The sequence below is a fragment of the Bacillus sp. N1(2025) genome, assembly GCF_053470005.1.
This window is the reverse complement of the sequence record NZ_JBLTJB010000008.1, coordinates 193,792-213,960: the sequence shown is the minus strand read 5'-3', so window position 1 is coordinate 213,960 and position 20,169 is coordinate 193,792. Positions and strand designations below refer to the sequence as shown.

Here is a 20,169-nt window from a genome sequence, read left to right as displayed (position 1 = left end):
CGCACCCTATATCCCCCTATTCAATAGAAGTGAACGTAAAAAGAGCGAGGGCTGCATCCCCCCGCTCTTTTTATTTATATCAGCTGTAAATAACGGTCCATATTTGATTGTCCGGCTGCTTTGATCAATTCTTCCGCCTTTTCCTCTTCCCCCGGCAAAGCGAGCCGGAGTTTGTCTTCAATGTCTTTTTCAGAAAGGCCGTTTCCCGGCGCTCCCTTCGGACAGTCGATACGTGTTTCATAGACATGACCGCCGGAAGCCGTAACCCGTACAATTGTAAAACGGCCCTTCGGAACGGCGTTTTCAGCCGGCAGAATTTGGTCATCGGAGCTGCGGTGAATCCGCTCAAATCCTTTTTGAAAGGATTCCGGAATCGGCTCGGATGTGAAATGTTCAACTGAAAAATCCTTACCGTGCAAAGCTAAGGTGATCACATATTCCACGCTGAACCGTCCCGCTTCGCCTGTTTTCGGGCGCCGTTCTGTCAATGCGGCGTCCCCGCCCGGCGGATAAATCACGTCGATCCGTTCCGTTTGGCCGAAAGTGAGACCATGTTCGGCCTTCAGCTTGAGAATGGCGTCCGCCGCATGATGAGCCGCCGAGCAAAACGGATAAACCTTAAACCAAAGTCCCGGGCTCACAATCCGCCAAGGTTTTCCCCACCCGTTTACAAGCAGGGTTTCTGCCCGTTCAAGATCGCCGTACAGTCCGAAAAAACCTTTCTCCCCGTCGAGCGCATGAACTGAGCCGCCGAAACCGGCCTTTGCAAGCGTTACGGCGAACAACCCGGCTTGAGCAGCCAGTCCGGCGTGGAGCGGCTTCATTTCTGTCCCGAATTGCACTCTCATGCCTCCGGAGCGGGCAGCCGCAAACCCGATTGCTTTCTGCAATTGGGTTTGATTCAGATTCTCCGCGAATCCGACGGCGCATGCGGCCGCAATGGCACCTAACGTTCCTGTATTGTGCCAGCCTTTCTCGTAATGATGCCTTCCAGCTGACTCACCGAGCCGCGCCATCACTTCGATTCCCGTCACATAAGCACCGAGAAAACGGCTTTTGTCTATACGGCCGGCTGATGCGGCTGCAATCAAAGCCGGAAGGATGACTGCGCTCGGATGTCCTCTTACATCAGAATGAACATCATCAAAATCAAGCGCATGTGCGATGAAGCCGTTAATGAGCGCGGATTGGGACGGCGCGGTTTTTTGATTTCTGCCGATAAGCGGCGCTATCGGCACCCCGCCTTCTTCTTCGGCCAGTTTTACCAGCTTTTCAACTCCTTTATCCCGTCTCCCCGCAAAGGCTGCCGCTGTAAAATCAAGCAGTCCTTTGCGCGCTTCTTTCATCGCTTCAGCGGATGTTTCCGGCACAGACGACATGACGGCCTGAGCAAGCCCGGCCGTCAGATTTTCCGTATTCAATCCGTCTGCTCCAATACGTTGACGGTCAGCCGGGCGAAAAACTCAGCCGCTGCCGGGAGCGCTTTTTCGTCGAGTGTGAAGGCGGGATGGTGCCATTCTTCTGTTCCGTTTGTTCCCATCCAGACGAAGAAGCCGGGGATTTTTTCTTGATATAACGCGAAGTCTTCGCCGCCGGGCGACTGTTCTGCCCGAACGGTTTGAAGCCCGAGATCTTCAGCCGTTTGTTCCGCCGCCTGAATGAAACGGGCGTCGTTCATCACTGACGGAAGGTAAGGATACCAGCGGAATTCGGCTTCTGCCCCGAACCCTGCCGCGATTCCTTCGGCAACCCGCTTCATATGTTTCGGAACAGCGTCACGCGCTTCCTTTTGAAACGTCCGGACGGTGCCTTCCATTTCAACATGGTCCGGGATGACATTCCAAGAGCTGCCGCCCTGAACTCTTGTGATGCTGACGACGGCATTGTGAAGCGAGCTGATATTTCTGCTGACAACCGTTTGCAGGCCGCCGATGATCTGTCCTGCCGCCTGAATCGGATCAATGCTGTTATCAGGGATTCCGGCGTGGCCGCCTTTTCCTTTAACAGTGATTTCAAAGCGGTCGACACTCGCCATCAGCGGGCCTTCTTTCAGACCGACCGTGCCCACGGGGAGGTCAGGTTTGTTATGCATGCCGAATATCGCCGATACACCGTCAAGCGCGCCGGCTTCAATGACCTGTCTTGCTCCGGCGGCGATTTCTTCCGCGGGCTGAAAAATAAACCGCACCGTTCCTTTCAGCTCATACTTTCTCTCATTTAATAAAAAAGCCGTGCCGAGGATAGATGCAGTATGGAAATCATGGCCGCAGGCGTGCATCACGCCGCTGTTGCGCGAAGCAAACGGAAGGTTTGTTTTCTCTTCGATCGGCAATGCGTCGATGTCCGCTCTGACGGCGATGACGGGGCCGCTTTTGTCTCCTTTGATTTCAGCGATCACTCCGGTTTGAAGTTTCGGCACATCAAGAACCGTGATTCCTTCTTCCTCCAGCCAGCGGCGGATTTTATTCGTCGTTTCGTATTCCTCGCCTGACAGCTCAGGGTGTTCATGAAGGTCGCGGCGGATATTGATTAAACGTTTGTTTAATGATTCATACGTTTCATTTGCCATTTCTTCTTCTTCCCTTCTTAGACAAGTTCGGCGGGCTCTCCCACTTGCTTAATGAATTTTTTCGTCCGTTCGTTCTGCGGATTGTCAAACAGCTCTTCAGGCGTTCCCTGTTCGATGATGCGTCCGTCTGCCATAAAAATAACTTTGTCGGCCACTTCACGAGCAAAAGCCATCTCATGCGTGACGATGATCATGGTTGTCTGTTTTTCGGCAATTGATTTGATGACTTGGAGCACCCCGGCTACAAGCTCAGGGTCAAGGGCCGAAGTCGGTTCATCCAGTAAAATCGCGTGAGGATCAACGGCCAAGGCGCGCGCAATCCCGATCCGCTGCTGCTGCCCGCCTGACATCGTAATCGGGTAGCTGTCCGCTTTGTGTTCTAAACCGACTTGCCGCAGCAGATCCATACCGATCTGTTCCGCTTCTTTTTTCGGTTTCTTTTGCGCGGTGATCAGCGCCTCTGTCACATTTTGCAGGGCGGTTTTGTTTTTGAACAGGTTGTAATTCTGAAACACCATCGCCGTCTGCTGACGAAGCTTATGAACGTCTTTGCGCGAATAGGACGCTGCATTCAGTTTTGCATCACCGATTTCAATGATGCCGTCATCCGGGCGCTCCAGCAGATTCAAACAGCGGAGGAGCGTTGATTTTCCCGAGCCTGACGGGCCGATGATGGCCGTGACTTCGCCGCTTTTGATCTCAAGATCGATCCCGTCAAGTACGGTAAGGTCTTTAAATGCTTTTCGAATATGTCTGACTTGTATCATCCTGAGCCTCCTCCTATGTGCGATAAGGCTTGCTGATCGCCCGTTCGAGCAGATCCTGCAGCACACTGTAAATAATCGTAAGAATCCAGTACATGACCGCTACGGCTAAATACGTCTCAAAATATTTGAGGTTGCCTGATGCGTACATTTTTCCTTGGGCGAACATTTCCATCACTCCTAATGTAAAGGCGAGCGATGTTTCTTTTAACAGGCCGATAAACGTATTTCCCGTCGCGGGAAGCGCGTTTCTGACGGCTTGCGGGAAAATGATCCGTCTGTACGCCTGGGATTTTGTCATTCCGACAGACAGACAGGCTTCAAGCTGCCCCTCATCGACTGAGTTGAGCGCCGCGCGGAAGATTTCAGCCAAGTAGGCGGCATTCTTCAGGCTTAACCCGATAATCGCCGCAGTTAACGCCGTCATCTTGCTCATTCCGGGAAAGAGCTGAGGCAGGCCGTAATAAATTAAGAAAAGCTGCACGAGCGTCGGCACGCCCCGGAAAAATGAAATATACACCTTTGACAGCTGGTGAAGCACAGGAACACGATTTTTTGTGATAAGCGCTAATATAAGGCCGCCGATCACGGCAAATACCATGGCCGCGACGGCCATTAGTAATGTGATCGGCAAGGCTTCGATTAACGCGGGAAAAGCTGAAAACATAAATCCCCAATCAATGCTGTTCATTCTCGATTTTCACCGCCGTTTCTTAATGCTTTGCTTCCGTTGTGATGTCTTCTTTAAAGTACTTTTCAGACAGCTTTTTCAGCGTGCCGTCTTTCCGCAGGTCTTCAATGGCTTTGTTTACTTTTTTGCGGATTTTATCGTGAGCCGCATCTTTCGCAAACGGGAAAGCGACTTTTTCATAGACAATCGGGTCTCCTGCTAATTTCAGAGGCAGACCGGTCTTTTTGATCTGGGCGATCAGGACGCTGCGGCTGTTTACATAAGCGTCAACCCGTCCGTAAGCGACGTCTTTCAGCGTGCCTTCTTGTGTTTCATATGTTTTCATGTTGATTTTTTTATCCGGGTCCTTGCTCTCAAGGTTTTTCGCGTGGTTTGAGCCCAGAACGGCCGCCACTGTTTTTCCTTTTAGATCGTTGACTGATTTGATGTCTTTGTTATCGTTTTTGACGACGATTTGAGTGCCCGCATACGAATACGGTTCTGTGAAGTTATACGTTTTCTTGCGTTCGTCCGTGACAGCGACCTGGTTAGAGATGGTATCGAGTTTGCCGGTCTGGAGCTCTCCCATCAGACCGCTGAATTCAAGCAGCTTCCAGTCCAGTTTCATGTTGATTTTTTTCGCGACGGCTTCCATGACATCCACGTCAAAGCCGGTCAGCTTGCCGTTTTCTTTATATGCGAACGGATAGCTTTGTCCGGTGGCGCCTACATGCAGTACGTTATCGCCGCCTTCGCTTTCTTTTCCGTTTCCGCATGCTGATAAGACCGCCAAAAGCGCGGCAGACAGCAGCAAAGCCCATGTTTTCTTCTTCATTGAAATCCCGCCTTTTCCTATTAAAATGTTAATCCTGCAATTGTTTTTTTAAATAAATGGTGATGTGCCCTTTTCCTAAATCCTTTTCGCCTGCACGGACGTAGCCTTTTCGCTCGTACATGCCGATCAGCCACGGATGCTTGTCCGCTGTGCCCAGTGACACGAAAGGCGCTTTTAATGTATCGCGGAGCACTGTATTCTCCAGCCACTCCAGCATGTCCGAGCCCGTCCCTTTTTTTCCGGTTTCAGGATCGACGGCGAACCACCAAATATGAGGGACACCGTACGGCCCGGGATTCGGCCCCCACGGCATCCGCAGAGAAATCGTCGCCAGAATCCGTCCGTCTTCTTCCAAAACGTAACAGGCGTTTTTTTGTATGTTAGTTAAAACGAGTTCCTTATCCGCCGTGGCAGCGGCAAAGTTGATGCCGAGCTTGCGGATCGGTTCATACGCCCGCAGTGTCAGTGAAAGCAGCTCATCAGCGTCTGCCTCCGTTGCGAGCCGGTATTGTCTTGACATGATGAGCCCTCCTTTAGCCGGCATATCGGTTTGCCGGTTTTTCCAGTCCGAAATGTTCTCTGAGCGTCGTTCCTTCATACTCTTTTCTGAACACGCCGCGTTCTTGTAAAATCGGAATCACTTTGTCTACAAAAAGAGTGAGACCTTCAGGCAAAAGCGGCGGCATGATGTTAAAACCGTCACAAGCTTGTTTTCCGACCCATTCTTCCATCTTATCGGCAAGCTGTTCTGGCGTTCCGACAAAGATATGATGGCCTCTTGAACCCGCCACATATTTGTAAAGTTCGCGGATGGTCATGTTATCGCGTTTGGCCATCTCCTGAACGAGCTTGAACCGGCTTTTAACGGCATTCGACGCATCCGCATCCAATTCAGGCAGCGGGCCGTCAAGCGGGCAGGCGGAAAGGTCGACGCCGCCCAGATAGTTTTGCAGAATGTTCAGGCCGACAGACGGAATGATGAGGTCTTGGAGCTCTTCATATTTTGCCTGCGCTTCTTCTTCGGTATCGGCAATAACGGGAAAAATTCCCGGCATGATCGCGATTTTTTCAGGATCACGGCCGAAAGAAGCCGCTTGTTCTTTAATAGATTGATAGAATTCCTGCGCGGACTCCAAATGATTTTGCGCGGTGAAAATGACTTCCGCCGTTTTGGCGGCCAGCGCTTTTCCGTCTCCTGATGATCCGGCCTGAATAATGACCGGGCGCCCTTGAGGTGTGCGGGCGACATTTAACGGCCCTCTCACGGAGAAATATGTTCCTTTATGGTTCAATTCATGCATTTTGTCTTTATCGAAAAATGCTCCTGATTCTTTGTCACGGATAAAGGCGTCTTCCTCCCACGAATCCCATAATCCTTTGACGACTTCAACGAATTCTTCCGCGCGCTGATATCTGAGATGGTGCTCAAGATGCTTTTCGCCGCTGAAATTAAGCGCGGTCGATTCAATCGAAGATGTGACGACATTCCAGCCCGCGCGGCCGTTGGAAAGATGATCAAGCGATGCAAATTGTCTCGCGATATGGAACGGTTCGCTGTATGTGGTAGACGCGGTCGCCGTCAGACCGATGCGGGATGTGACCTGAGCGAGCGCCGACAGCAGCGTAAACGGCTCAAAGCGCGTCAGCACATTCGGATGTGATTTGCCGTCTATTGATAAACTGTCCGCCAAAAACAGCATGTCCAATTTCCCCCGCTCAGCCGTTTTCGCCAGTTCTTTGAAATAATCCAAATTCATGCTCGCGTCCGCCGGTGCCTGAGGATGTCTCCAAGAAGCGACATGATGGCCGGTGCCCGCGAGAAACACACCGAGTTTGATTTCTTTTTTCTTTGTCATGATGGATCTCCTTCTATTCTGAAATACGGTTCGGAAAATATTAACACCACTAAACCTATATTTCCTAGTAATTTTATAAGAATAAATCAAAATGTACAATTGTCAGGCAAGTTTGTCAATGCATTAAGACAAAAATCATGATATTTAAAAAAACCCGGCGCACCGGCCGGGTTATTTCTTCGAAACTGTATAGACGGTCCCTTTGACCTTTTTCTTAATAACGGCAATGATAAGCAGCAAAACGGGGAACAGCACTTGAAATGGAAGATGAATATAGATCGGCACAATGTTTAAGCCTTCATTCATGTGTTCCGAAAAATTGCTTGCGATGCTGATGGAGAGAATCAGCACCCCCAATCCGACCGGGAAGACCAGCTGGGACGGATTTTTTTCTTTAAACAGCGTGGACACGCCCACGACAACCGCATATGTAAAAAGGCTGACTTTGAAAAAACCGCCGATGACGAGCACGAGCATGAAAAAGACATCCAGCCGGTCTAAAAACTCTTCCACTTTAATTGTCTGTATGGTGCTCAGCAGCGGAAATTGAGAGCGGAGCATTAAGTTGACGTCCAGCACACAAATATTAATCGCCACTGACATTGCCAAAATCAGGCCGCTGATGATAATCGCCAGAAATCCGGTTTTCTTCACCTTTTTCCGATCTTTTAAATAAGGGAAAATCATGACAAACACGATTAATTCACCGAACGGGATGAACATCGTCTGTTTAAACACGGAATAAATGACCGTTCCTGCACCCTCCGCTAAAACGGGCTGGAGAAATCTGAGGTTTATCGTGCCTGAGCTGATAATGAGGATCAGCCCGACGGCTGTCAGGAAATACATAATGCCAAACAGCAGCTCGCCGGCTCTCGCTATCACTTCAATTCCCTTTCTGACCGCAAATATCGCGGCGATCATCAGCATGGCATTCACAATTAAAAGCGGCGTGTCCTGGTAGGCGAAGGTGACAAGCATTTCGCCAAAATCCCGCAATACGCGGGCCGCGATATAAGCAAAATAGAGAATATAAAGAAGGGAGACCGCCCAGCTCAGATGTCTGCCGATCAGTTCGTTCATGTAATCTCTCGGAGAAGACTCAGGAAAAAATTGATACAGCGCCTGATAAACGTAGAAAAGCCCGAGACCGATAACGCACCCGAGAAGCACGGACAGCCACGCATCCCGCCCGGCCATCGTTCCCGGCGGGATCAATAACGAACTGCCCAATTCAAACAAAATGATCATAATAAACAGCTGACGCGTGCCGATTTTCGCATTTTCCATACGCTTCGCTCCTTTCTCCTCAAATCAATCATGCTCAAGCTTGTCTGAGAGAGGATTATTCCGCAAGCCCGTTCTTCTGATAATGACTTCCGTTTTGACATCTACGGGGAGATTGGGGAAATATTCTTCATCCCACTTCCCTTTGAACTTTTTCCATTTGTCCGGATGCTTCCGATAGATCAGGTCTCCGAAGCCGACGAAGTCATTCTTATGGGCTTTTATATCTTCAATCGATTTGGTGATATCTTTCTCAAGCTGCACGCTGAGCGCCTTTTGCATCGTCATCAGCACTTGCGGATCAGACAGATGGAAAGGGTATCTGACAGCGTCCACCAGCCCCTCGACCTGAGCATGCACGTGAATATTCGGTTTTCCGTTCGGAAAAGTGGCCGTCACCTTTGTATTCTGGCGGGTGACCTGCAGACTGATTGCATGCTTCACGTTCTTCCAATCCGCATTGATGAACGTATGTTTGATCCTATTGAGCAGCCATACAGCCCCCACACTGTCGTCATCCTCAATCCAGTAATCCAGCCTCCCATCCTTTTTGAACACCGCCAGTCCGTCCGCTGACAGCACTGCTTTCGGTTCAGTTGTCTGCGTATTTTCCATCGTAGGACCGGCTTTATCGTCTCCGTGCATTTCATAACCAGGAATAAACGGCGACCCGGCCGGAGAAGCGAGATCAATCAGAACGTCCTGAAGGCTGGTTTTAATGACTCTTCCGTATTGTTCCTGCGTGAAGCTGAGCGTCTTGTTCACTTTATTGGAAGGGATTTTATCAATCGGCGTCAGCACTTTAATAATGTCTTCAGCCTTGCAATTATGCGCGATCACAACGGTTGCGGTCGTCCTGAATTCGGTGTCGCGGTCAAGATTGTCCAGAATAAAACTGAGCCCTTCCTCTTTCGCCAGTTTTTCACTGAACACCACGAGATTCGTATGGGCAAAATAGAGCCTTCTGGACACTTTCATCGAGCCTTTTCTCAAAGCTTCCGTCATATTGTCTCCGGACACCGAATAGACGGAAACCGGAGGCCGGTCTCCCGCTCCGCCGCCCTGCAGACCGCCGGCCACATTTCCCGGATTGATAATTTGGAAATGAAGGACGTATTTTCCCGTTTCGGTCCGGTCAATACCGATGGCGGAGATCACCGCTAAATCGGTCAGCTCCCTTTTATCCCAGCATCCGGATACAAACATAAGGGAAACCATCGTACAAAGGATAAGCATCCATTTACGTCTTTTCATTACCGTCGCCCTCTTCTACATCTTTATTAACCATTCCTCTGGATGTCTCCGGTTTCGGTCTTTGATGTTCCCCTTGGCGCCTGTTGTTTTCCTGCACGAGCAGTCCCGGCCTTTTTTCATCCGCCCATAACGGAGCGCGGAGGAGGGAATCCTTCAGTCCGCCCGGGGTTAAAGGAGCGAGCGGGGACATATACGGAAATCCGAATGAACGCAGGCCGCACAGATGGACAAACATCATGATAATGCCCAGAATCAGCCCGTAAAATCCCATAACCGCCGCCGACAGAATAAAGAGAAACCGGATCAGGCGCGCAGATATCGCCATGTCAAAAGCCGGGGTCGCAAAGCTGGCAATCGCCGTCAGCGCGACGACGATAACCATGGCCGGGGAGACGATGCCGGCCTGCACGGCGGCCTGGCCGATGACAAGCGCTCCGACGATGGAAACGGCGGAGCCGACAACTCTCGGAAGCCGGACACCCGCCTCCCTGAGAATCTCAAAGGCCACTTCCATCGTCAGCGCTTCAATCACGGCCGGGAACGGCACCGTCTCCCGCTGGGCCGCGATGACAATCAGCAGCTGCGTCGGAATCATTTCCTGGTGAAAGGTCGTCGCCGCCACATAAATCCCCGGCGCCACCAGTGAAATGAAGAAGATCAAAACCCGCAGCACCCTGATGCTGGTGGCGATATCAAATCGTGAATAATAATCCTCAACGGATTGAAAAAATTGAATAAATAAGGCCGGCGCGAGGAGAACGAACGGCGTTCCGTCCACGACAATCGCAAATCGTCCTTCCAGCAGATTCCCCGCCACGACGTCCGGCCGCTCCGTATGATATACGGTGGGGAACACAGAAAACGGCGCGTCTTCAATGAGCTGTTCAATGTAGCCGGATTCAAGAATGCTGTCGATGTCAATGTGCTTCAGCCGCTTGCGGACTTCCTTAATCAGCTTTTTATCACAAATTCCGTTAATATACATCAGCGCGACATCCGTATTCGTTTCGTGTCCGATCTCCATTTTTTCAACCCATACATCAGGCGTTTTTACATACCTGCGGATCATGGAAATATTGGTTTGCAGAGATTCAGTGAATCCCTGCCGCGGGCCGCGGAAAGAGACCTGGGTGCTCGGCTCTTGAATGGACCGGTGCTCTCCCCCTTCCGTGCTGGCGATCAGCGCCTTGTCAGCCCCGTCGACAAAAATGAGTGTGCTGCCCGCCACCAGCCCGGCATAAAGACTTTTCCATTTTTCTTCCTCTTTCACCCCGCCGATCGCAAGCGTTTTATCGTATATCAGGCAGACCGCTTGTTCCGGCTGAACGGACGGGATGTCGATTAAATCCTCCAGAAGGGATTGGCTGACAAGCTGTTCGTCTACCAAACCGGCGATATACACAATTGCGGCCGGAAGCTCTTCTTTTCCGATTTTCAGCCGGCGGATGACGACATCGGCACTGTTGCCGAACCTCTCAGACAGTTTCTTCATATTTTGCTTTAAGCTGAGGGAGATCGGCTCATCCCGCTCTTTGTCCGGCTGGCTGTCCGCTTCTTTTCTGCCTTCATTGTCACGGTCGTTTTGATCGGCTTTTTTTTGTTTCTTCTGCTTAAAAAATGGCGGCATATCGCAAAAAACCTTTCCTCGTTTTTTTCATATTCTTCCTGTACGGCAAAAGATTATGCACGGCGGAAAGTCTGTATAAGTTCTGCGTAATCGAAAAGGATAAAAAGGGAGAGTGATGCGCATGAAAATATTGGGGGTTTCATTTTTTTTGCTTGCTGCCTGTCTGATCATTTCAGTGACGATGGATATGCTGCAAGGTTTCAGTTTCTATGGAGCGGTCCAAAACAACCTGTCCGCTTTTAAATTGACCACCTTCTCAGAATGGCTGATGCTGTTTTTATTCGCCCTCTTTTTAATCAGAGAAATGATCGTTTTATATAAATCAGGTAAAAAAGATGCCTGACAGGCGCACGGCTGTATTGTGTCAAAAAAGAACACATCCCTCCTTCTTTCGGAGTTCATGTGTTCTTTTTATTTTTCCGATGCAGATTGTTTTCAGATGACGATATTTCCGCTGTCCGTATCTGTCGCGTGTTTCACAATGACGCCTTTGATAATGCGGTTGCCGATGATTTTAGTACTTGCGGAGGAATTGGTTTGGATGGCGGAAGCAGAAGCGGCGGAAAGGTTGTTGATGGTATTGCCCGACACGAGGGAATTTGAGGCTCCGTTCAGATAGATGCCGATCGGGCTGCCCGCCGTTCGGTTGATCGTGAGCGTATTGTCTATGACTTCATGCGTGCCTGAATTCAGATACACGGTAACGATAAGCGGTGATGATTCAAAGCGGTTGCTGATGACAGAGGTTCCCGAGGATGTTGAACTGAAAATGGGATAGTTTTTGTAGCTTTTGAAGAGATTTCCCTTGATGACAGCCCTGGCGTCATTTGTCACAGATACGGCATAGGACTCCGCGGCGCCCTGATACGCATTCGGAATGAGCGTATTTCCTTCAATAACGGCATTTCCGCCTGTGACCCATATGCCCCGGCTGAACGATTTCAGCACATTTTGTTTCACGATGATACTGCCGGCCGACATGGTGATTCCGTCTGTCACCTGATTCAGAGTGTTATTCGTAAAGACGGCGTTTTCGGACAGCGTCGCCCGCATCCCCGTGCTTCGTCTGGTTTCGGAACGTCCGTTTTCAATGACATTGCCGTCAACGGTTACATCTTCTGCCTGATAGACGGAAATGCCCGTATTTTCAAATTGATTGATTTTGTTATGGGTGACGAGGACGCTTTTTCCCCTTACATCTATTCCGGTGGAAAAACCGGTAATCAGATTGTTGGAAATAACGGCATTGCTGCTGTCCTGTCCTTGTGACACACCTTGTCCGGCGATTGCGGTCCTTGAACCTCCGTCTGACCGAAAGAAGACATTCCCTGAAATGACGGTATGTGCCCCATACCCGTAGCTGATCGTGTTATCGGAATGATTTCCTTCAATTAACACATTATATCCGTTAAAATTGGTGACTGAGCTTGCGGCGTTTCCGGAAAAGAAGTTGTTGCGGACTGTAATATGAAGAGCTTCTTCATAATCTATATCGCCTTCTCCGTACGATTCAATATCGATTCCGAATTTCGGAGCCGTTCCGTTCCCTTGCCCGGCGTCTTCAATCACACATTCTTCCACCGTAACGGTATTGCAGCCGGTGATTGAAATGTTGTTTCGCCTTGACTGCCTGATCTCACAGCGGCGGATGGTCACCTGTTCTGAAGTTTCGTAATCACTGTTTGTTTTTAACCCGAGCGGGCTGACAATAATGCCGTCTCCCGTAAAATCCGAAATCTTCACATTTTCGATCAGCACATTGCTGCTGCCTTCAATACAGATTCCAAACCCCCATTCATGGGTCGAACGCAAAGGGACATTGGTATACGTGTGTTCATCCCGTTCGCCGATGATCCGGCCGCCGGTGATGGTGACATTTTCACGCCTGCCTATATAGAAAGCCGAATAGCCCCAGGAGCTGTTCGGCGCCACTTTAATCGTGCATTCCGGATCTAAAACGATGGTGAGATGGCTCGGCACGTTAATCCCGGCGTTCCGAAACGGCTGGCTGCTGTCCCCGCCAAGCGTGCCGTTGATTTTATACGTTCCGGGCGGAAAAAACACCGTATGACAGCCTTCGCTTACGGCCCTGGCCAAGCATTGATTGATGGCGCCCGTCACGTCGGTTTTTCCGTCTGCCGCCACACCGCAATCCGTAATATCCAATATACGATTCGGCAAGTGATAATCTCCTCCTTCCTCTCTTATTGTCATCTTATTCCGCCATATCCCGCTCCGCCTGTACATACTTTAAATTTTATTAAAAAAGTTTATAAAGATAGTTTAGTCAGATAATATAACAAAATAAGTCATTGGAATTAGGAAAATTCGTCTATATTCAACGTTTTAATATCTTTTCATTCTGGAATTTTTTGAATTCAGTATAAATTATATTGACACAAGTATTATATAAGAATATGATTTTTGTAATACACTTTTTTAAGAAAGGGTTGGCTCAGGTGGCATCTATTGATAAGGACTCTATAACAGAAACTGTGCCGCAACGAGGCTTTTTCGGTCATCCCCGCGGCTTGTTCACACTGTTTTTCACCGAATTTTGGGAGCGTTTCTCCTACTATGGTATGAGAGCCATATTGCTTTACTATTTATACACGGAAGTCGCTCATGGCGGTCTCGGCTTTGATAAAACGACCGCAGTTGCCATCATGTCCATATACGGGTCTCTCGTATACATGTCGAGCGTCATCGGCGGATGGCTGGCCGACCGGGTATTCGGCACGGCAAACACCGTATTTTACGGCGGAATTTTAATTATGTTCGGGCACATCGCTCTTGCCTTCCCTGGCAGCACGGCGGCGTTTTTTACCAGCATGGCTCTGATCATTATCGGAACCGGCCTGCTTAAACCAAACGTATCCAGCGTTGTCGGAGATTTATATACGAAGGAAGACGAGCGCCGCGACTCAGGTTTCAGCATCTTTTACATGGGGATCAACCTCGGCGGATTGCTTGCGCCGCTAATTGTCGGAACACTCGGACAGAAGTACAACTACCACTTAGGCTTCGGATGCGCCGCGGCCGGTATGTTCCTCGGACTGATTGTTTTCGCTCTAACGAGAAAGAAATACCTCGGCAAAGCAGGCTCCAATGTACCGAATCCGATTTCTAAATCATCAGTGATCGGCACGGGAATCGGAGTGGTCATCGCAGCAGCCGTTATCATCGTTCTGATCCAAACCGGCTGGCTGACGATCCAGCGTGTGATTGACACCGTCAGTATCCTCGGCATTGTCATTCCGGTTATTTACTTTATCGTGATGTTCACAAGCAAAAAAGCGACGAAAACGGAAAAATCACGGCTTGCGGCTTATGTTCCGCTGTTTGTTGCAGCGGCAATGTTCTGGGCGATTCAGGAGCAGGGCGCGACGATTCTTGCTTTATATGCGGATCAGCGCACGAGACTTTCCTTTGCGGGCATGCATCTTGAGTCTTCATGGTTCCAGTCTCTGAACCCATTATTCATTGTTATTTTCGCGCCGGTGTTCGCCTGGATCTGGATGAAGCTCGGCAAACGCCAGCCTTCAACACCGATTAAATTCGCGATCGGCATTATCCTTGCCGGATTATCATTTTTAGTCATGGTGCTTCCGGTTATGGGCGGAAGCGGCGAGCTTGTGAGCCCGCTTTGGCTTGTGCTCAGCTTCCTTTTGGTTGTGCTTGGTGAGCTTTGCCTTTCACCGGTCGGTTTATCCGTCACAACAAAACTTGCGCCTGCCGCTTTCTCAGCGCAGACGATGAGCATGTGGTTTTTAACAAACGCCTGCGGTCAAGCCCTGAACGCAAAAGTAGTCGGTTTGTTTGATAAGATTTCTGAAGCGGCCTACTTCGGCTCAATCGGTCTTGTTTCGATCATTCTCGGTATTATTTTGATTCTTCTGTCTCCCGTCATTAAACGGGCGATGAAAGGCGTACAATAAAAGAAAAGCCTGCGGAATCGTCCGCAGGCTTTTTTTATGCGTCTATCGTTTTAACTCCTCAAGTGTTTCTCTCCATCTCTTCAAGACATCTTCCGGTTCGTGGAGCTGGATGGCCGGTCCGGATGTCAGATCCGCGTATTTCGCCCGATCTTCCTTGACGGTGATCACGCGGCAGCTGAACCGTTCCCGCTCGTGTTTCGCCTCTTTCAGCGGCGGAAGCGCCTCACATTCCAATGTGACGTAATATGCGGCTCCTCCGTGCCAGGCGATGAAAAGCGCTTGTCCCGAATGCAGCAGGCTGCTTACGGTCGTCGTGTTTTTCCATAAGGCGAGCCGGAGATTTGTTCTGCTCACGGCCACGATTTCACCGGCGCTGATCATGGCCGCGTGCGGACGGCCTTCTTTTGTCACGGATTGGAGCACAAATGCGTCGTGCTGCTTTTTTTCAAGCTCCGTTCCGTCTAAAAGCGTGTAAAGCGCCTCCGGCAGCTGCTCCGTCAGCATTACGCTTTTCTTTCCGGAACAGCGGGAACATGCGTGGCCGTCTCCGTTTCTTTCGGATCAATTTTAAATGCCGGGTTGAATGCCGCCGGATTCGTGATGCTTTCCGGTTCACAGGATCTCCATGTGAAAAAGCAGGTTTGGCATTGGTAAATTTCCCAAGCGCCTTTGACCGGCGATTGGCTGACAGTTTCTCCTTTTTTCAATTCACAGCGCGGGCATGTTTTCATTGCAACCTCATCCTTTCTTATTGATTCATTAAGTCCATCAGTTTTTGTTCCCACTCTTTCGTTGTCAGCGGAGAATCAAGCGGCTGAGAATAATGGCCTCTTGTTTCCGGCGCGACAGGCGTTGTGGCGTCAAGAATCATTTTGTGTGTCATCCCTGCCGGATCAGACCCCGGGTCAAGCGGAAGGACGGACAGGTCAGGAATGATGACTGCATCGTGTTTCGGATGCATTTTCGTTGAGAGCGCCCACATGACTTGCGGCAGGTTAAACGGATCGACATCCTCATCCACGACAATGACCATTTTGCAGTAGCCGAGTCCGTGCGGCGTGGTCAGAGCGCGCATGCCGACCGCCTTGGCAAAGCCGCCGTAGCGCGTTTTCGTGGAAATAATGGCGATCAGCCCGTGCGTATACATCGCGTTCACGGCGACAATTTCGTTCGGATAAGCTTCCTTGAGCTGCTGGTAAAGCGGCACGCACGTATTAATGCCGATCATATAATCGCACTCCGTCCACGGCATGCCTAAGTATAAATGTTCAAAAATCGGATTGTTTCTATGATATACCCGTTTGATTTTGATCACCGGCATGCTGCGGCCGCCTGAATAATGGCCCGTGAACTCACCGAAAGGTCCTTCGTATTCCCGTTCTCCCGCAAGGATCTCTCCTTCCAGAACGACTTCAGCGCCCCAAGGGATGTCTAAATCAGACAATTTAGATTTGACGATTCTGTAGGGCTCCCCTTGAATCGCGCCGGCCATTTCATACTCGGATTGATCGTATAACAGCGGAGTTGATGCAGCTGTCGTAATCACCGGCTCACAGCCGAGCGCGATCGTAACGGGAAGATTCACGCCGCGTTCTTCAGCTTGGCGAAGATGAATCGCAATATCATGCTGAGGCACGGGCTGAATGCCGAGGCGGTCTTTTCCCTTTACCTGCATTCTGTAAATGCCGACATTCTGCTTGCCGAAATTGTCCGGATCTTCAAGATCGCGGGAAATGACACACGCTTTATCCAAGTAATAGCCGCCGTCCCCCTGGTTGATTCTGAATAGCGGAAGGATGTCGAATAGATTGATATCTTCCATTATTTCATTTTCATGAAACGGCGCGGTTTCTTCCCGTTTGACCGGCACCGGAAATGCATCGTACCGTTTGGCAAACTCAAAGAATTGTTCTTTTACAGGCGTATCTTTCGGCATGCCGAGCATCATCGCGTGATTCGGCCACGAGCCGATGACATTCAGAGCCACCTGCGCATGGTGATGTCCGTAAATATTGTTAAACAAAAGCGCAGGGGTTTTATCCCCGAGATTGCTGGCTGCACGCGCGGCGGCACCCAGATCCGGCTCCGGTTTTACCTCTTCGTTGACTGTTAAGAGCTGCCCTTCTTTTTCAAGAGCGGCGAGAAATTCCCTAAAATCCTGATAGGCCATTATCAGATTCCTCCTTTTTGTTTTTCAATTCCGTACCACCGTTTCGCTTCCGGCAGACGGATGCCGAACTGATCGAGCGTCCGGAACACAATATGATCTATCAATTCATCCATGTCAGCCGGCTTGTTATAAAATGCCGGCATCGGCGGAAGAATGACGGAACCCATTTTTGTAAGCGCTAGCATATTTTCTAAATGGATTTGGCTGAGCGGCGTTTCTCTAGTCAGCAGCACAAGTTTTTTCCGCTCCTTCAGGATGACGTCAGCCGCCCTTGTCAGCAGATTGTCAGCCATTCCGGTGCGGATGCTTGCCAGTGATTTCATGCTGCACGGAGCGATGATCATCCCGTCCGTTTCAAACGAACCGCTTGAAATCGCCGCCGCCTGGTCTTTGTGAGAATACGTATAGGATGCGAGTTTCTCGACATCTTTTAACGTATAATCGGTTTCATGTGTAATGGTGACATTTGCCCAAGGAGACACGACAAGATGGGTTTCGATCTCCGCGGCTTTTAAATATTCTAAAAGCCTGATCCCGAATATGGCTCCCGTTGCCCCGGTCATTCCGATGACGAGCTTCATATTGACCCCTCCTTTACGCTTGAAATATGGTGTCAAAACCATCATACTCCTGATATATCCATATGAAAAATATTCGTTAAATCTATGTATCATACCTTAAAGGTATAAAAGAAAGGAGCGCGTTCTCATGGATATCCGGCAATTGCGTTATTTCATCACCATTGCCCAAGAGCAGAAAATCACGACGGCCGCCAAAAAGCTTCATATGGCACAGCCGCCTTTAAGCAGACAGCTGAAACAGCTCGAAGAAGAATTGGGCGTCATTCTGTTTGACCGCAATAAAAAGAAACAAATGACCCTTACATATGAAGGAAATGTCTTTTTGAAAAGAGCGAAAGAGATTCTTCATAAGTTTGAGGATGCCATTATCGAGGTACAAGAGCTGAAGGAGGAGGTGGCCGGGACACTTGCCGTCGGGTCAACCATTTACTGCGCAGCGCTCATGCTTGAGAAAGTGTCACAGATGAAAGAGCGGTTTCCGCATCTCACCTTTAACATTTGGGAAGATGAACCCGTCTCACTGCTTGAGCTTCTGGAAACCCGGCAGATTGACGCCGCCGTGACCACCACCTTGATTAAAAACGACGGCATTGAATCGAAGGAGCTTGAAGACATTCCGTGTGTATTGGTGCTGTCCGAGCATTCAAAACGACTGTGCGGTGAAACGATTAAACTGAATGACATCGCCTCTTTGCCTCTGATCCTTTTGCGCACCGTCAATGGAAGAGGTGTGTATGACCAAGTCCTCCAAGTTTGTGAACAGTACGGTCTCGACCTTCAGGTTGTCTGTGAATGTCATGACTCCGCGACGCTTTTGAGCCTCGTATCGTCAGGGTTCGGCGCCACGATTCTGCCTTTGACGATGATTCCCGTCCATATGCGCTCGCATGTCAAAACGGTTATCATCGAAGACAACCCGTTTGTCATGACACCGGCCGTCATTTGGAGGAAAGACAGCTACCTGCCGAAGCCCGTCAAACAGTTTTTGGAATTATTTTGATCTCGGAACACGAAGAATTCCCGCTTATGAAAACCAATTACTTGACTCATACTAAAAAAAAGTTATCCTTTACAATTGGGAGCTATTTTTTCTCAATAAAACTACTCAGAAAAGTGGGGAATAAAGAAGATGAAAAAAGCATTATTCGCTTTGTTCATGATGGTCAGCATCGCAATGCTTGCAGCCTGCGGAAACTCACAGGACAGCGGATCTAAGTCAAAAGACGGCGATCTTTGGGCTTCTGTCAAGAAAAAAGGCGTACTGACCGTCGGCACAGAAGGAACGTACGAACCGTTTACCTTCCATAATAAAAAGAGTGACAAACTGACCGGATATGATGTTGAAGTGATTCAAGAAGTCGCGAAACGCCTCGGTCTGAAAGCTGACTTCAAAGAAACGCAATGGGACAGCATGTTTGCCGGATTAAACGCGAAACGGTTTGACGTCGTCGCCAACCAAGTCGGCAAAACAGGCCGTGAGAACCAATATGATTTTTCTGATAAATACACAACGTCAAATGCAGTCGTCGTGACGAAAAAAGACAGCACGATTGCGAAAGAGGCTGATGTCAAAGGAAAAACAGCGGCTCAGTCATTAACAAGCAATTACAATAAATTAGCGAAAGAAGCCGGCGCGAAAATTGAAGGCGTTGAAGGCATGGCTCAATCCCTTCAGCTCATTCAGCAGGGCCGCGCTGATCTGACTTACAACGATAAACTTGCCGTACTGAACTACTTAAAAACGTCCGGCAATAAAAACGTGAAAATCGCGTTTGAAGCAGGCCAGCCGCAGCAGACGTATTTCGCATTCCGAAAAGGAAGCGGCGAACTTGTGACTCACGTCAACAAAGCGTTAAAAGAAATGAAAGAGGACGGGACTCTTTCTAAAATAGCGAAAAAATGGTTCGGCGAAGATGTTTCTAAGTAACATGCCGGAGCCCGTGATTGCAACAGCCATTCCATGGGATTTGGTGCAGCAGTCATTCTGGCCGATTCTTTCCGGGGGAATCTATTACTCGATTCCCCTTACCATTCTTTCCTTTATTTTCGGAATGATCATCGCGCTGATTACGGCGCTCGCCAGAATGTCAAATATGAAACCATTGAGATGGGTGTTCAGCGTATACGTATCAGCGGTGCGCGGCACTCCTCTTCTCGTTCAATTGTTCATCATTTTTTATCTGTTCCCGACATTTAATATTACGCTGGACCCTTTCCCAAGCGCAGTCATCGCGTTTTCATTAAACGTGGGCGCCTACGCTTCTGAAATCATCCGGGCATCTATTTCATCCGTGCCGAAAGGGCAATGGGAAGCCGGTTATACGATCGGCATGACCTATCGCAAGACATTGTTCCGCGTGATCCTGCCGCAGGCATTTCGCGTGTCCATTCCGCCATTATCAAATACATTTATCAGCCTGATCAAGGATACATCTCTCGCGTCACAGATTCTCGTCGCGGAGCTGTTCAGAAAAGCGCAGGAAATCGGCGCGCAAAACCTTGATCAAATCTTGGTCATCTATATTGAAGCCGCCTTTATTTATTGGATCATCTGCTTCTTGCTGTCAATCGTACAGCACGTGATCGAACGGCGACTCGACCGTTATGTGGCCAAATAA

20 protein-coding genes are annotated in these 20,169 nt (G+C 49.4%); 5 read left to right on the top strand and 15 right to left on the bottom strand.

The features are described from left to right. Nucleotides 1-74: 74 nt before the first annotated feature. From ACNFN4_RS17310 to gerKA, 10 genes are all read right to left on the bottom strand, one after another. Complete coding sequence (locus ACNFN4_RS17310; RefSeq protein ID WP_109566693.1) at nt 75-1,421, bottom strand: MmgE/PrpD family protein; 1,347 nt, start codon at nt 1,419-1,421, stop codon at nt 75-77. After that, the gene (locus ACNFN4_RS17305; protein WP_448200346.1) at nt 1,418-2,569 is read right to left on the bottom strand and encodes a M20 peptidase aminoacylase family protein; all 1,152 of its coding nucleotides are present in this window, start codon (nt 2,567-2,569) and stop codon (nt 1,418-1,420) included. Before ACNFN4_RS17305 ends, ACNFN4_RS17310 begins: the two co-directional genes overlap by 4 nt. Before the next feature lie 17 nt (nt 2,570-2,586). After that, entirely contained in the window at nt 2,587-3,336 is a 750-nt protein-coding gene (locus ACNFN4_RS17300) for an amino acid ABC transporter ATP-binding protein (RefSeq protein ID WP_003156349.1), read from the bottom strand. A gap of 13 nt (nt 3,337-3,349) precedes the next feature. Beyond that, nucleotides 3,350-4,024 carry an amino acid ABC transporter permease gene (locus ACNFN4_RS17295; protein ID WP_007410261.1) on the bottom strand — a complete coding sequence of 225 codons (675 nt, stop codon included), beginning with the start codon at nt 4,022-4,024 and terminating at the stop codon, nt 3,350-3,352. A 22-nt stretch (nt 4,025-4,046) separates the two neighbouring features. Beyond that, the gene (locus ACNFN4_RS17290) at nt 4,047-4,838 is read right to left on the bottom strand and encodes an amino acid ABC transporter substrate-binding protein (protein ID WP_012116791.1); all 792 of its coding nucleotides are present in this window, start codon (nt 4,836-4,838) and stop codon (nt 4,047-4,049) included. Nucleotides 4,839-4,866: 28 nt separating this feature from the next. After that, nucleotides 4,867-5,358 carry a GNAT family N-acetyltransferase gene (locus tag ACNFN4_RS17285; RefSeq protein ID WP_015388710.1) on the bottom strand — a complete coding sequence of 164 codons (492 nt, stop codon included), beginning with the start codon at nt 5,356-5,358 and terminating at the stop codon, nt 4,867-4,869. A gap of 13 nt (nt 5,359-5,371) precedes the next feature. Beyond that, nucleotides 5,372-6,697, bottom strand: a complete 1,326-nt coding sequence (locus ACNFN4_RS17280; RefSeq protein WP_172869109.1) for an LLM class flavin-dependent oxidoreductase — start codon at nt 6,695-6,697, stop codon at nt 5,372-5,374. A 168-nt stretch (nt 6,698-6,865) separates the two neighbouring features. Next, nucleotides 6,866-7,984 (bottom strand): GerAB/ArcD/ProY family transporter, encoded by a 1,119-nt coding sequence (locus ACNFN4_RS17275; protein ID WP_053285474.1) that lies wholly within the window; start codon nt 7,982-7,984, stop codon nt 6,866-6,868. A gap of 24 nt (nt 7,985-8,008) precedes the next feature. Further along, entirely contained in the window at nt 8,009-9,235 is a 1,227-nt protein-coding gene (locus ACNFN4_RS17270; RefSeq protein WP_072177348.1) for a Ger(x)C family spore germination protein, read from the bottom strand. Beyond that, the gene (gene gerKA / locus ACNFN4_RS17265; protein WP_014416889.1) at nt 9,222-10,862 is read right to left on the bottom strand and encodes a spore germination protein GerKA; all 1,641 of its coding nucleotides are present in this window, start codon (nt 10,860-10,862) and stop codon (nt 9,222-9,224) included. The genes ACNFN4_RS17270 and gerKA overlap by 14 nt, the downstream gene beginning before the upstream one ends. Before the next feature lie 121 nt (nt 10,863-10,983). On the opposite strand from gerKA, the gene ACNFN4_RS17260 reads away from it, so the two are divergent. Further along, complete coding sequence (locus tag ACNFN4_RS17260; protein WP_014720711.1) at nt 10,984-11,205, top strand: hypothetical protein; 222 nt, start codon at nt 10,984-10,986, stop codon at nt 11,203-11,205. Nucleotides 11,206-11,297: 92 nt separating this feature from the next. On the opposite strand, the gene ACNFN4_RS17255 is transcribed toward ACNFN4_RS17260, so the two are convergent. Continuing rightward, complete coding sequence (locus tag ACNFN4_RS17255; protein ID WP_448200345.1) at nt 11,298-13,043, bottom strand: right-handed parallel beta-helix repeat-containing protein; 1,746 nt, start codon at nt 13,041-13,043, stop codon at nt 11,298-11,300. A 278-nt stretch (nt 13,044-13,321) separates the two neighbouring features. On the opposite strand from ACNFN4_RS17255, the gene ACNFN4_RS17250 reads away from it, so the two are divergent. After that, nucleotides 13,322-14,800 carry a peptide MFS transporter gene (locus ACNFN4_RS17250; protein WP_012116786.1) on the top strand — a complete coding sequence of 493 codons (1,479 nt, stop codon included), beginning with the start codon at nt 13,322-13,324 and terminating at the stop codon, nt 14,798-14,800. A 42-nt stretch (nt 14,801-14,842) separates the two neighbouring features. On the opposite strand, the gene ACNFN4_RS17245 is transcribed toward ACNFN4_RS17250, so the two are convergent. From ACNFN4_RS17245 to ACNFN4_RS17230, 4 genes are read right to left on the bottom strand one after another with little or no spacing between them, the layout of a single operon-like run. Continuing rightward, complete coding sequence (locus ACNFN4_RS17245) at nt 14,843-15,304, bottom strand: hypothetical protein (protein WP_021495129.1); 462 nt, start codon at nt 15,302-15,304, stop codon at nt 14,843-14,845. Continuing rightward, nucleotides 15,304-15,531, bottom strand: a complete 228-nt coding sequence (locus ACNFN4_RS17240; protein ID WP_448200344.1) for a non-oxidative hydroxyarylic acid decarboxylases subunit D — start codon at nt 15,529-15,531, stop codon at nt 15,304-15,306. Before ACNFN4_RS17240 ends, ACNFN4_RS17245 begins: the two co-directional genes overlap by 1 nt. 17 nt (nt 15,532-15,548) lie before the next feature. Beyond that, a complete protein-coding gene (gene bsdC, locus ACNFN4_RS17235; RefSeq protein ID WP_022552576.1) occupies nt 15,549-16,970 on the bottom strand; it encodes a phenolic acid decarboxylase BsdC in 1,422 nt (473 codons plus the stop codon). Between the two features lie 2 nt (nt 16,971-16,972). After that, complete coding sequence (locus ACNFN4_RS17230) at nt 16,973-17,593, bottom strand: non-oxidative hydroxyarylic acid decarboxylases subunit B (RefSeq protein ID WP_031304492.1); 621 nt, start codon at nt 17,591-17,593, stop codon at nt 16,973-16,975. An 85-nt stretch (nt 17,594-17,678) separates the two neighbouring features. Between ACNFN4_RS17230 and ACNFN4_RS17225 the strand changes: the two genes are divergently transcribed. The 3 genes from ACNFN4_RS17225 (at nt 17,679) to ACNFN4_RS17215 (ending at nt 20,169) form a co-directional block, all read left to right on the top strand. Continuing rightward, a complete protein-coding gene (locus ACNFN4_RS17225; protein WP_063637000.1) occupies nt 17,679-18,551 on the top strand; it encodes a LysR family transcriptional regulator in 873 nt (290 codons plus the stop codon). Between the two features lie 129 nt (nt 18,552-18,680). After that, the gene (tcyA, locus tag ACNFN4_RS17220) at nt 18,681-19,478 is read left to right on the top strand and encodes a cystine ABC transporter substrate-binding lipoprotein TcyA (RefSeq protein ID WP_134986373.1); all 798 of its coding nucleotides are present in this window, start codon (nt 18,681-18,683) and stop codon (nt 19,476-19,478) included. Beyond that, nucleotides 19,465-20,169, top strand: a complete 705-nt coding sequence (locus ACNFN4_RS17215; RefSeq protein WP_003156375.1) for an amino acid ABC transporter permease — start codon at nt 19,465-19,467, stop codon at nt 20,167-20,169. The genes tcyA and ACNFN4_RS17215 overlap by 14 nt, the downstream gene beginning before the upstream one ends.